The sequence below is a fragment of the Cobetia crustatorum genome (genome assembly GCF_000591415.1).
Lineage (GTDB): Bacteria > Pseudomonadota > Gammaproteobacteria > Pseudomonadales > Halomonadaceae > Cobetia > Cobetia crustatorum.
Genome location: NZ_JEMF01000032.1, coordinates 1 through 13,324 on the forward strand (window position 1 = coordinate 1; position 13,324 = coordinate 13,324).

The window sequence follows — 13,324 nt, forward strand, 5'->3', positions numbered from 1 at the left end:
TCGTGGATTAGGGGACTTGGAGAGGTCATTGGATTATCATTAGTGCGGAATTTAGTGAGTTGTCCAATGATGAGCCTATTCAGGCTCTATTTAATCACTCTGCGGAAGTCATTGACCAGGATGACTCTGGCACTGCCGTATATAATCTGGTCTTTAGGCCTAAAGCATCAATAAGACAGAAGTTAGCAAAAATTGAGGATGGGGATTTTGAAGAACTTGAAAGAATACGGGAAAGTATAACAATAGAAGATTATGAGACAGAATACACAGGGAGAAGTTCGATTGACTTCACAATCCCAGTTAATTACATGATGGTTGTTGGAGACTTTAATAATTGTAAGTTCAATGGGGTTGTTAATACTTCATTAGCTGGTGTTAAATTACCTCGTTATCTATCCCTTTCGAAAGATATATCTTTCACATACATACAAGCACTCAGGGATGTGGTTTCTGAATTCAGAAACAATAGGACTAACCCATTGTTAGCACTTTTAAAGGTGAAAAGCGGTGATATTTCAGAAGTAACCATGCAACCTATAGTTGATAAAGTACTTGAGCTAAATGAATCTATTGAATCGCTGGATGAGGTGCAATCAGTAAGGTCTGACATACTTAGTACTATAAAAGATGCTGCAGGAGAAACTTATGCTCCTCGATCACTATCTGTTAAATCTGATTTACCTGAAGAGGCTGACAAGTTATTTAAGTCGCTAAAGCTCTTTGTTGGTGAATCAGAAGACGACTACGAAGATAACATTAGTGAGTTAAGCCTTGGCGGAGCCAACTTAATCTTCCTAACACTTAAGTTGTTAGAGTTTAAGTATAAGAAAGAGGAAGATGCGATAGCCAAATTTTTAATTATTGAAGAACCTGAAGCACATATACATACACATATCCAAAAAACCCTTTTCGATCGCATTGGTTACCATAATACTCAGATTATATATTCTACACATTCTACACATCTATCTGAAGTTTCTAATATAAAAAATATCAACATTATCACTAAAGGGAGTAATGGGTGTGAGGTATACCAGCCTGCAAATAATCTCAGTGCTAGTGAAATACGTAACTTACAACGATATCTAGATGCTGTGCGCAGTAACTTGTTATTTGCAAAAAGCACAATTCTTGTTGAAGGTGATGCAGAAGAGATTTTAATACCTATAATGTTTAAACAGGTGACTGGCTTATCATTGGATGAGCTCGGGATAAGCTTGATAAATATTAGGAGTACAGGATTTAAAAATATTGCCATACTATTTAACGATTGCAGAATAAAAAAATATTGCAGTATCATTACAGATTTAGATGCTGCTTTTATTGATACTACATATAGTGAAACCGATACGTCCTCGTTAGAAAAAAGAAAATCAAAATATGCAGGTTCTCAGTCTAAGGGGGCCAGCAGGCAAAAAGATTTAGATAGCTTTGTTTCTGGTAATAATTGGTTGTCAGTATTTTATGCTGAACATACGTTTGAAGTTGATTTCATTAAATCTGGTAATTATAGATATATTGATAAAATTATCGAAGATGTTTATACAAGTCAGTCAACCATTGATTTATCTAAGCAGGAGTTATCTTCAGGCAATATCGAACTGTACGGGCAGAGAGTATTAACAATGGCAGAAAGTTTAGGTAAAGGTTGGTTTGCAATTTTGCTTGGAAGCAAAATTGATTATAGAACTATAATTCCAGCGTATATTTGGAAAGCTATTCTAGCTTCTCAGAAAAGCTTAACAATTGAGCAGTACGCGAGTATTTATAATTACAGATTAAAAAAACTTTATGCTGATCAAATTGTTGAGGTAGATAAGTATTGTGAAGCAATGAGTTATATAGAAAGCTACAAATCTAGACATATAGCTTTAATGGAGTTTAAGAGTTTAATGAGTTCTTATTTGAAAAACGACCAAATAAATGAAATTCTTGAGGAGATTAATTGATGTTTACTTGGTCAGATGAAGATTTAAATGAAGATCAATCAAGAGTAGTAAAAGATAATAGGAACATTTTTCTTGTTGCATGTCCAGGGAGTGGTAAAACAAAAACATTAACATACAAAATTGCTTACGAGCTGTCTTGCTCATCGATAAATAATAGAAAGGTTGTTGCTATAACTTATACTCATAGAGCCGCAGATGAAATTCGCGAACGTATTGAAGATTTAGGCATTAATACAGCAAGGTTATGGATTGGTACAATTCATGCTTTTTGTTTGGAGTGGATTCTTAAACCTTATTGTATTTATGATGAAAGAATAAGTAGCGGTTGCAATATTATTGATATGCATCAGCGTGAGGAGCTGCTAAAGAGTTTGTGCAATGAACTCAAATCACCCAAAATAACTAATTTTGATTGTGATTATTACTATACAAGCAAAAAAATAATTCTAGCATGTAAGGATGAAAATAAACATGGCAATATCTCAATCGTTCTAGAGAATTATTTTGATTATTTAAGATCTTGTAATTTGATTGATTTTGAGTTGCTGCTTAAAATATCACATGATCTTATTGCGAGTAACCCTAAAATACCTCGTCTTCTTTCATCACTATTTGAGATAATTTTAATAGATGAGTTTCAAGATACAAAGGAAGTTCAATACTCTATATTAGCTTCAATATTGAGCTCTGCTAAAGATAGAACACGACTTTTTTTTAGTGGGAGACCCTAATCAGGCGATATATGGTTCTTTGGGAGGGTACCCAATTACCATTGAAGAATTACGACATATTACGGATATGGAAATTGAAGAATTTACACTCAACTTTAATTATAGGTCTTCCTCTAAGATTATTGATTATTATCAATGCTTTAAAGTTTTTGACTCAAATATTATACCTAAAGGGCATAACAAGGAATATCCGAGTGTAGTTCGATATAACAAGGATATAAATAGTGAAAGAATCGTGGATGAAATAGCATCAAAAGTTGTTGCTAGTGTAGACGACCATAATATTTCACCGGATCAAATCTGTATCATTGCCCCACAGTGGTTTTATCTAGCATCAATTACACGGAAGCTAGCTTCTAAATTGCCAATGTATAAGTTTAATGGACCTGGTTTGTCTCCAATTGCCAGAGATGTAGAAAATTTTTGGTATAAATTGTCAAGGATTGCCTTAACTGATCCCTCACCTCAAATGTATATGCGTAGAATGAGATGGGCTAAGGAAATCTTAGAGGAATTAAGCGAGTGTGGTGTATGTTTAGATGAAATAAACGAGAGAAAGTTTTTGCGTTGTTGTAATACGCTAAATATAATGCATGCTAATGGACTGGAATATCTGCAAGATTTCTTTGATAAAGCGCTAAGTGCTTGCAATATCGATATAGCTGAGTGCCAATACCTTCTTCACAAGAACGAATATTTCTTCGAAAGCTCTAAGTTACGTATAGAGCGGTTGCAAAAAGAAAATATAGAGGGTGCAGATAGTATTGAATACTTTAAAAGCTTTTTTGATGCCAATAAAGGCATTAATGTTTCTACAATCCACGGTGTAAAAGGTGGAGAGTATGATGTGGTTATAGCCTTTGGTTTATTAGATGGAATGGTTCCTCATTTCACTGAAAAGGAAAAAGATTTAAGTTCAAAGAAATTGCTATATGTTATAGGTTCACGCGCTCGCAAATATTTATATTTATATTCTGAGACTGGACGTAAAAGAAAATTTGGATTTTACTCTCCAACAGAAGTGTTGAAGAAAACTCATTATGAATACAATTAATAATTATTGTGATGTTTTATCTCGAGCCTAATGCCGACACGCCAGCGCCATGTGATACACGATTTCATCGGCGAGGGCGTTGTCGAGGGTGCGTTCGAGATCGATGATCAGCTGGTGGGGGTAGTAGGCGCTGAGGTCCAGCCCGACGCCGAGGCCGAGAATGGCCTGGCGGCCGGATCGGGTCTGTTGCGCGACAACCTGCTTGAGGTGGCTGTCGAGGTAGTGCTCGTCATTGGCCATGTTGGTGGCGCTGTCACAGGGGCTGCCATCTGAGATGACGACCAGCAGACGGCGCGCGCCTTCGCCGGCAGGGGCGCCGGTTGTCCCCGCAGAGGCACAGTCGGCGAGGCGTGAGCAGGCCCATTGCACGGCTTCGCCATCCACGCCTTCGCGGTAGAGATCGGCCTTGAGCAGGGCGCCGAAGTTGCGGCGCGCACATCGCCACGCTAGTGAGGCGGGTTTGAATACCAGATATTGCACTTCATTCAGGCGACCCGGACGCGCGGGCTTGCCGGCGCGTCGCCAGTCCTTCAGAGAGCGACCGCCATTCCAGGCGCCAGTGGTGAAGCCGAGCACTTCGGTGGGCACACCGGCCATGTCGAGCGCACGGGTGAGTATCTCGATCAGCATCGCCACCGCTTCGCCATGCACCTTCATCGAACCGGAGCAGTCGATCAGGAAACTGACCTGCGCGCTGGCCTCGGGCACCCAGCGCTCACGCTGGAAGACCCGCCGTTCAGCAGGCGAGGAAATCACCTGACTCAGGCGACGCCCATCAATGATTCCTTCTTCTTCTCCGAAGTGCCAACCCTCGCGCTGTGGCGCACTGAAATGCCGCGCCAGCTGACGTGCCAAGCGCCGCACGTTGATCTTCTGCTCCGCCAGGCGCGTATCCAGCGCCTGACGATACTCATCGAGCAGGGCCGCGCGCATGCGCCTGGCCGGTTCCAGCTCGCGGTCATAGGCACTGGTGAACACCTGATACGGCAGCACCTCTTCAGGCGCATCACGGCGATTGCCCAGCCACGGTGATTGCTGCTCTTCCAGCAGACTCGCTTCCTCATCCTCGTTTTCCAGAAACAGCGCGAAGCGCTGGCTGGCATCGGAGCCGTCATCCTCCTCGCCGTCCTGCTCCTCCAGCGATTCGGCCAACTCCTGCTCCAACCACAGGCTGATATTCAGCGCATGTTGCTGATAGGCCGCCTGATCAAAACGCGTGCGTCGCAAGCCCGCCATGTCCGCACCCAGCGGCTTATAGAAAGAGGCGCGCGTCGTCTCGATGTAATCCTCCGTCTCGTGGATCACCGCGCAGGCCATCAGGCGCGACCAGCACGACTGGATGACGCTATAGATGAGAATGCCGCTGCTCGTCTCGGTCAGGCCCGCGTGATAAAAGGCCAGACACCAGTTGGTGAAGTGCCGCGCAAGGTTCTCCCGTACGCCGGGCATGTCGGGGTCGACCAGTGCCTCGACGCGCAGCTGCTCCAGCAGGTCGTAGATCAAGCGGGTTTCCGGCAGCCCCGGACGCGCCGCCAGATGCAGCGCCTCATCGGTGTGTGTCAGGCGCAGCGCAATCGCATCACTGACGGCGCGATAGTCCTCCAGCGTGCAATCATCCTCTTCAAGGCGCAGATGTGGCGTGCGCAGTGGCAGTGGCTGAGCATGCCGACTCAGGCGCCGCCCCCGATAGGCCCAGCCGGCCTGACCGCTGAGTGCCCCGAGGCTCGCCGCTGCAAGTTCCTCGAGATACTGCTGACGACGGCGTACCTGCTGGGCCGCACTCATGCCTGTGCCCCTTTGCCAGTGGTTGTCGTGTCCACTCCTTCCTCGCTCATCAGGTCGCTTTACATCAGCGCCGCGGATTCCTCAAGCTCCTTGGCGAAACAGCGCTGATAGAACTCGGCGACCAGCGGGCGCTCATGCTCATCGCACTTGTTGAGATAGGAGAGACGGAAGGCCAGTGCCGGATTGCGGAAGATCTCGCAGTTCTCCGCCCAGGTGATCACGGTACGCGGCGACATCAGGCTCGACAGATCGCCATTGGCGAAGCCTTGCGGGTGAGATCCGCCACCGCGACCATCGCGCGAATCAGCGCCTGGCCACGCTCGTTGTCCTTGGCCGGCACGCGTGCCAGCACGATCTTCACTTCCTCATCACGCGGCAGGTAATCCAGCTTGGCGACGATGTTCCAGCGGTCGATCTGCGCATGGTTGAGCAGCTGGGTGCCGTGATAGAGCCCATCCTGATTGCCCAGCCCCACGGTATTGGCGGTGGCGAACAGCCGGAACTGCGGATGCGGGCGAATCACGCGGTTCTGATCCAGCAGCGTGAAGTGGCCATCGCGCTCCAGAATGCGCTGGATGACGAACATCACGTCCGGGCGGCCGGCATCGTACTCATCGAAGATCAGCGCGATGGGGCGGGTCAGTGACCACGGCACGATGCCTTCCTGGAATTCGGTGACCTGCACGCCGTCGCGAATCACGATGGCGTCCTTGCCGACCAGATCCAGCCGGCTGACATGGCCATCGAGATTGACGCGCAGACACGGCCAGTTGAGACGCGCGGCGATCTGCTCGATATGGGTCGATTTGCCGGTGCCGTGCAGGCCCTGAACCATCACACGGCGGTTGTTGGTGAAGCCGGCGAGGATGGCGAGGGTGACATCGGGATTGAAGCGATAGGCCGTATCGATTTCCGGCACATGCGCATCGCGCTCGAGGAATACCGGCACCTTGAGATCACTATAGATATTGAACAGCTCACGCACGCCGCGTAGTTCGGTCGGCTGCATCTGGCCGGCGGGCAGCGGCTGGGCGCCGTGATCGCTGTCTTGATCGAGCGGACGAGAATCTAACGGGCTGGCGTCACTCATGTGGTGATCTCCATCGGGCATTCTGAAAAGAGGGGCGATTGAATCGACCCTGTTGCCCCCGTGTCATGGGCAGCAGCAAGGCTCCGAATATAGCCTTGTTTCTAAAAACAATGCAAATTGTACCGAAATATGAGATTTGTGTTTATTCATTCCCTGGCAGGAGCAAGGCAGATGAGTGACACCCTGATCATTGGTGGCGGTGTGATTGGCATGATGATGGCGTGGCAACTGGCAGATGCTGGTCAGCACGTGACGCTGCTGGAGCGTGGCCAGTGCGGACTCGAGGCGTCGTGGGCCGGCGGCGGTATCGTCTCGCCGCTGTATCCGTGGCGCTACTCAACCGCCATCTCATCGCTGTCGCGTTGGTCAGAAGGTGAATATCCGCGCCTAGCCGAGGCGCTCATCGAGGCGACAGGGATTGACCCTGAATATCGCCAGAAGGGCTTGATCTACCTGCGGGTGGAGGACGAGGCACTGGCGCTGGATTGGGCGCGTACTCAGCACAAGCCGTTGGAGGTGATCGGGCAGGAGGCGCTCTACGCACGCGAGCCGCATCTGGCGACGGGTCACCACGAGGCGCTGTGGATGCCGACACTGGGCAGCATTCGCAATCCGCGTCTCGGGCAGGCGCTGCGTGCCTGCTTGATGCAGCACCCGCGTGTCGAGGTGCGCGAAGGCTGTGACGTGCAGCGGCTGATGATCGGCGATGATCAGCGCGTTGCAGGTACACTGACAGCCCAGGGCGTCATCAAGGCAGGGCAAGTCGTGGTCTGCGGCGGTGCCTGGAGCGGCAAGCTGCTCGCCGAGGCCGGCGTACTGCTGCCGGTACGTCCGGTGAAGGGCCAGATGATGGTGTTCAATCCGGTGGCGGCGGGGCTTTGCCGCGTGGAAGACCCGCTGTTGTCCCGCGTGGTGCTCTGTGATGGCCGCTATCTGATTCCGCGTGGCGATGGGCGGATTCTGATCGGCTCGACGCTGGAGCATAAAGACTTCGACAAGAGCACTACTGCGGAGGCGCGCGAGTCGTTACATGCCAGCGCCGCGAGCATTCTGCCAGCACTCAGCGAGCTGGCGCCGGAGCATCACTGGGCAGGCCTGCGCCCAGGCACACCGGACGGCACGCCCTTCATCGGCGCGGTGCCGGGGCTTCACGGCCTCTACGTGAATGCGGGCCACTACCGCAATGGCCTGGTGCTGGCGCCCGCCGCCACCCGTCTGCTCAGTGACCTCCTGCTGGGCCGTGAGAGCTTCATGTCGCTGACGCCTTTACGCCGCCGGGCGTGGAGAGGAAGGCGGCGCTCGCCGGTTGACGGCAGGGAGAGCGCCACGGGCTCAGATGTTGATGAGGTCGACTGGCAACAGGGTCAGCTAACAACAGGGTCAGCTAGCAATAGGATCAACTGGCCCAATAGGCGGCTGCCAACTGGTGCTAAAGGGTGGCGCGGGTGTGGGCGTAGTCTCGGGACATGGCGCAGCGATTGCTGAAGCCCGGCACGATCAACACCGAGACGACCAACAACAATATCCATCCGCGGAGCCCGACCCATGAGCCAAGCCACCATTGAACTGCTGACTGCCTTCTGTGATGCCCTCAACCGTCACGACATCGACGACTGTCTGGCAATGATGACCGATGACTGCGAATTCCTCGCCGTCGGCGGTGCCGAGCTGCAGGGCAAGACCTTTGCCGGGCAGGATGAAGTGCGCGCCGGACTCTCCGCTGCCTGGAAGAATGCTCCGGATGCCCAGTGGATCGACGCGGAAATCTTCGCCGATGGCGAGCGTGGCTTCGTCATCAGCACCTACACCGGCACCACCGCCGATGGTGCGCGCAGCGAAGCGCGCATGATCGATGCCTTCACGCTGCGTGATGGCAAGATCGCGATCAAGAATGCCTTCCGCAAGAACCGTCCGCCCGTCAACGTCTGAGCGCCACTGGCGAGTTGATGAGGAAAGACGTTTCTGAAGCTGTCTTTGCCCCCGAGGTGTTACGGCGCAACCTGTGCCTTGGGGGTGAGAGGAGGTGTTCGAGATGGAAGCTTTCGTGCAACACGGCGCCCGGCCAACCGCGGCAGGTACTGAGTCTGGCCAGCAACAGGCGACACCACCGTCCCAGCCGTATGATCCGGCCTATGATCCGCTGGTCAGTGCAACACCTGGCCGTGGCCGTGAATATGCGCCGACCTATTGGGTGGCGACTGCTGGTGAGCCGCCGGAAGATGATGGCCCGGTGATGGGCGATATCGATGCGGACGTGGTGATCGTCGGCTCGGGCTTTACCGGCCTGACCACCGCCATCGTGCTGGCCGAGAAGTACGGCATCAAGGCGACCATTCTCGAAGCCAATCGTGTCAGTTGGGGCTGCTCGACGCGCAATGGCGGCCAGGCGCAGTGTGCTTCCGGGCGGCTCAAGCGTTCGCAGTGGATAGAGCGCTATGGCCTGCAGACGGCGCTTGGCCTGCACCGCGAATGTGTCGAGGGCATGGAGAACTTCAAGGCGCTGATCAAGGATATCGAGTGTGATCCGCAGCCGGGAGGGCATCTCTACATCGCGCACCGTGATCGCATGATGCCGGGGCTGGAGAAGGAAGCGCGCCTGCTGCGCGAGACCTTCAACTACGATGCACGCATTCTCGATGGCGCGACGGTGCGCAATGAATGGGTCGGTGATGAAGAGGCCTGCGGCGCGCTGCACGAGCCGGAAGGCATCGGCGTGCATCCCGGCAAGTTGGCCTTCGGCTATCTGCGCAAGGCACGGCGTCTGGGGGTGAAGATTCATCCTGCCAGCCCGGTGGAAAGCTGGGAGACCCGCAATGGCGTGCATTATCTGAAGACGCCAGGGGGCGTGGTCAAGGCGCGTTCGGTCGGCATGGCGACTGGCGGCTATACCTCCGGCAAGATGCATTCGGAGTTGCGCAATCGTCTGATGCCGGTGCTGTCCAACTCGCTGGTGACACGTCCGCTGACGCCGCAGGAGATAGAGGCAACCCGCTTCCACACCACTCAGGTACTGACCGATACCCGTGTGCTGCGCCACTACTATCGGCTGCTGCCAGACAATCGCGTGCAGATCGGCAGTCGCAGTGCCGTGGCCGGCAAGGATGCCCCCAAGGCGCAATACGAAAACCAGCTGATCGCGGACTTGCATCGCAAGTTTCCGGCGTTGACCGGTATCGAGGTCGATTATTCCTGGTGGGGCTGGGTCGATGTCAGTCACGACATGATGCCGCGTATCCATCAGCCAGACCCCAAGCAGAGCATCTACTACGCGATGGGTTATGGCGGTAATGGCGTGATGTATTCCGCCCAGGCGGGCAAGCGTCTGGCGCAGTGGATCGCCAAGGATGCGGCGGACCTGGTGTTGCCTATCTTCCAGTCGCGCCTGCCGTATCCCAATGTGCTGGAGAAGATCGAGTCACCCATCTTCGCGCCGTTCCGGCGGACTGGGCAGCGTTGTCTGTACCGCTGGTATGCGATGAAGGATGAGGCGAAGTAACAAGGCGAAGGAAGACACCCGCCATTGCTCCGTGACGACGATTGCTCTGTCACGACTATCGCTTCGTCGCGATGCAAACGCTCCTGTATCTGCCAACGATAAATGGCAGATGCAGGAGCGTTATTATTATCTAAAAGATAATTTATATAGATTATACTTCGTTGCCTAAGCTGATTTCATGCTGGCGAATGGCCAGCGGAACCAGCTCCGCCAGTTTCATGATGCCAGCCTCGATACGTGATTCCGGCAGCGCTGAAAATCCGAGACGGAAGTAGTGACGATGCGCGTCGCGGCCACAGAAGAAGTGCAGATCCCCCACCTCGATCAGAATGCTCTGTTCACGCGCAAGGCTCGCTAGCATCTCTGCATCCAGGGTGTCAGGGCCGTACATCCAGAAGCAGGAACCGCCGTAGGTCGAGGGTGTGCTCATCATGGGCAGATAGCGCAGGATGGCCTCGCGCATGATCAGAAAGCGGCGCTGCATCACCTGGTGCATCTGACTGAGCAGGCTGTCGTGATAGCCCCGCGCGATGAAGAGTCCCACGGCACGCTGATTGTTGGTCGGCGGATGGCGCAGCATCAGGCGGCGCAGGGCGCGCGCCTCTCGAATCAGCGTGGGGTGCGCGACCATGTAGCCCAGTCGCAGGCCGGGGGCGAGGGTCTTGGAGAGGCTGCCGACATAGATGACGCGCTGATGGCGATCAAGACTCTTGAGTGCAGGCGTCGGATTATCGGCATAGTTGCTCTCGCTCTCGTAGTCGTCCTCGATGATCAGGAAGTTGTCTGTCTCGGCCATGTCCAGCAACTGGCGGCGACGCTCCAGTGGCAGGGTGACACTGGTCGGTGATTGATGACTTGGTGTGACATAGACCAGCCGGCAGTCCTTGAGCGACGCATCGGGCTGCATGCCTTGCTCGTCCACTGGCATCAACTGGATGTTGTCGGTGAAGGTGCGCGCGATGTTATGCATGTCGACGTAGCCGGGATTCTCCATCGCGAATCGCTGCCCCTGCTTGAGAAGCAACATGCAGCTGATCCACAGCGCCTGCTGAGCGCCGACCGTGATCAGGATCTCTTCAGGACTGGCCCACACGCCACGCCGAGGCAGCAGGCGCTGGTGAATCTGCTCCACCAGCAGCGGGTCATCATTATTGAGGTGGTCTACCGACCAGCTGCGAATAGACGGCACGCTCATCGAATCGCGGCTGCACTCGCGCCAGTGCTGAGTGGGGAAGAATTCCGGATCAAGCTGACCATAAAGGAAGGGATAGTCGTACTGATGCCAGTCACCCGGCTTGTCGATGGCGCGCTGGCGAGACGGCTTGAGCGCGAGCCGTTCATCCCAATCGAGACGATCGGCATCAATATCATTCAAACGTACCGGCGTGTCGGCACGGCCCTTGAGAATCTCGGGATTGATGAAATAGCCACTACGTTCGCGGGCGATCAGAAAGCCGTCTTCCAGTAACTGTTCATAGGCGAGCATCACGGTATTGCGCGCCACATTCAGCTCTTTCGCTAGCTTGCGACTGGAAGGCAGCGCCACGTCGTGTGGTAGATGGCCTGCCAGAATGGCCTGTGATATTTGCTCGCGAATCTGGAACTGCAGGCTTTCCTTGCGGCGGGAATCAAGGTGAAACAGCGGATGACTCATGCATGTTCTCGATGGATATAACGGCAGATATGTGACGACAGCTCCCGGTGGGGATGTCTGCGTTATGTTTTTGTATTTAATGCATTGTTATACCTGAAGCCTTCATGTGCCTGAAATACGCGCTCTTTCTGGCGCTAGCTATCCCGGGCTGCATATGACGACTCAAGCAGAGTATGCCTGCATTGAGGCAGACCGCGAGGAGGAGGGCAAGTGACGTGCTCAGCTGGACCTATCGATGACATCTGACTGGTTCTATCGATGGCTGACACAGGGGCAGAAAGTGACTAGGCAAGCAAAACGCAAGTACAGCGCGACTCGACCCCTCTTCTGAGATGGCGTAGAAGCACTCCACGCGCAATCGTCAGAAGCCCGCTACAACAATAATCACGGGACACCACGATGATCGACTTCAAGCATTCAGGGCTGGCACATTCAGGACTCAAGCACTCAGGTTTCAATCGCTCAGGGCTCAAGTGCTCGCTGGCGATCGCGATGGCGGCGACCAGTCTTGGCCTCGTGTCTCATGCCTCGGCAGCCACCTGGAAGATGGCGCTGGGCGATGCAGCCGGCGGCACCCAGTACGAACTGGGCCAGACCTTTGCCCGTCTGGTGGAAGAGAAATCCGCAGGTGACATCAAGGTAGAGATGTTTCCCAATGGCCAGCTGGGCAGTGAGCAGGACACCGTCAACAACGCCAACATGGGGCTTGTTGACCTGTCAGTGGTGGCCATCAATAACCTGACGCCTTTTTCGCCAAGCGTTGGGGTGCTGACGTTGCCGTATGTGATTCATGGCCCACAAGATGCCAAGACGCTTACCCACGGCAAGATTGGTGATGAACTGCGCGACAATACCCTACGGGATGCCGGTATTCGCATACTGGGCTGGGCCTATTCCGGCTGTCGTCGTCTGACCAATTCCAAGGGGCCGGTGGCCTCGCCGGAAGACCTGAAAGGCATGGTCATTCGCGTGCCCAAGAACGAAATCATGATTTCCTCTTATCAGGCCTGGGGCATCAATCCCAACCCGCTTGCCTGGTCCGAAACCTTTACCGCCCTGCAGCAGGGTGTCGTGGATGGTCAGGACAATCCCTACATCACCATCGATGCGATGAAGTTCTATGAAGTACAGAATCACGTGACCGATAGCTGTTACGTCTTCTCGCTGGAACCGCTGATCATGGGTGAAGGCGCCTTCCAGGACCTGAGTGAAGCCAATCAAACGCTGGTGTTGGACGCCGCCAAAGAGGCTACCGCACATAGCTATGACTATCTGCTGGCCACCGAAGATTCCATCAAGAAGTCGCTGGTGGAAGACCACGGCATGACCATCACTGAACCTGCCAATGACGAGAAAGAGTGGATCGCTCAGGCCTCCAGTATCTGGCCGGACTTCTACGACAGCATTGGCGGTCGCGACAAGCTGGTCGAAGTGCTCGAGGTGCTGGGACGTGATCCAGCGTCTGCACCTTGAGTCAGCACTGATCTACTGAGGCTTCTCATGCCCGCTCGACCTTCCCTGCCTGTTGATGTAATGGGCAGGGAAGGCGGGGTGCTGATTCGGTA

Annotated in this window: 11 protein-coding genes; 7 read left to right on the forward strand and 4 right to left on the reverse strand. The window is 53.1% G+C overall.

Annotated elements, in window-relative coordinates:
* Positions 1-59 precede the first annotated feature (59 nt).
* The 3 genes from BF12_RS19275 to BF12_RS22340 are packed head-to-tail and all read left to right on the forward strand — an operon-like array spanning position 60 to position 3,734.
* Positions 60-1,949: an ATP-dependent nuclease gene (locus tag BF12_RS19275; RefSeq protein ID WP_051510844.1), complete on the forward strand. Its 1,890-nt coding sequence runs from the start codon at positions 60-62 to the stop codon at positions 1,947-1,949.
* Positions 1,949-2,680, forward strand: a complete 732-nt coding sequence (locus BF12_RS22335; protein ID WP_211242409.1) for a UvrD-helicase domain-containing protein — start codon at positions 1,949-1,951, stop codon at positions 2,678-2,680. The genes BF12_RS19275 and BF12_RS22335 overlap by 1 nt, the downstream gene beginning before the upstream one ends.
* Positions 2,667-3,734, forward strand: coding sequence for a 3'-5' exonuclease (locus BF12_RS22340; protein ID WP_211242410.1), 1,068 nt, complete (start codon positions 2,667-2,669; stop codon positions 3,732-3,734). The genes BF12_RS22335 and BF12_RS22340 overlap by 14 nt, the downstream gene beginning before the upstream one ends.
* 27 nt (positions 3,735-3,761) lie before the next feature.
* On the opposite strand, the gene BF12_RS0108160 is transcribed toward BF12_RS22340, so the two are convergent.
* Genes BF12_RS0108160 through BF12_RS19285 form a run of 3 tightly spaced genes read right to left on the reverse strand, consistent with a single transcriptional unit; the run spans position 3,762 to position 6,609 of the window.
* Positions 3,762-5,519: a cobaltochelatase CobT-related protein gene (locus BF12_RS0108160; RefSeq protein ID WP_024951850.1), complete on the reverse strand. Its 1,758-nt coding sequence runs from the start codon at positions 5,517-5,519 to the stop codon at positions 3,762-3,764.
* A gap of 59 nt (positions 5,520-5,578) precedes the next feature.
* Positions 5,579-5,755: a hypothetical protein gene (locus BF12_RS22755; RefSeq protein WP_248623644.1), complete on the reverse strand. Its 177-nt coding sequence runs from the start codon at positions 5,753-5,755 to the stop codon at positions 5,579-5,581.
* Complete coding sequence (locus tag BF12_RS19285; protein ID WP_248623645.1) at positions 5,755-6,609, reverse strand: AAA family ATPase; 855 nt, start codon at positions 6,607-6,609, stop codon at positions 5,755-5,757. The genes BF12_RS22755 and BF12_RS19285 overlap by 1 nt, the downstream gene beginning before the upstream one ends.
* A gap of 171 nt (positions 6,610-6,780) precedes the next feature.
* Here BF12_RS19285 and thiO point away from each other — a divergent pair, with 171 nt between their 5' ends.
* The 3 genes from thiO (at position 6,781) to BF12_RS0108180 (ending at position 10,105) form a co-directional block, all read left to right on the forward strand.
* Entirely contained in the window at positions 6,781-8,094 is a 1,314-nt protein-coding gene (thiO, locus tag BF12_RS0108170) for a glycine oxidase ThiO (protein ID WP_024951851.1), read from the forward strand.
* Between the two features lie 60 nt (positions 8,095-8,154).
* A complete protein-coding gene (locus BF12_RS19290) occupies positions 8,155-8,538 on the forward strand; it encodes a nuclear transport factor 2 family protein (RefSeq protein WP_035159601.1) in 384 nt (127 codons plus the stop codon).
* Positions 8,539-8,641: 103 nt separating this feature from the next.
* Entirely contained in the window at positions 8,642-10,105 is a 1,464-nt protein-coding gene (locus BF12_RS0108180; RefSeq protein ID WP_024951852.1) for an NAD(P)/FAD-dependent oxidoreductase, read from the forward strand.
* Positions 10,106-10,256: 151 nt separating this feature from the next.
* Here BF12_RS0108180 and pdxR read toward each other — a convergent pair whose 3' ends face one another.
* Entirely contained in the window at positions 10,257-11,759 is a 1,503-nt protein-coding gene (gene pdxR, locus BF12_RS0108185) for a MocR-like pyridoxine biosynthesis transcription factor PdxR (protein WP_024951853.1), read from the reverse strand.
* A gap of 399 nt (positions 11,760-12,158) precedes the next feature.
* Between pdxR and BF12_RS0108190 the strand changes: the two genes are divergently transcribed.
* Complete coding sequence (locus BF12_RS0108190; protein ID WP_248623646.1) at positions 12,159-13,232, forward strand: TRAP transporter substrate-binding protein; 1,074 nt, start codon at positions 12,159-12,161, stop codon at positions 13,230-13,232.
* Positions 13,233-13,324: the final 92 nt, after the last annotated feature.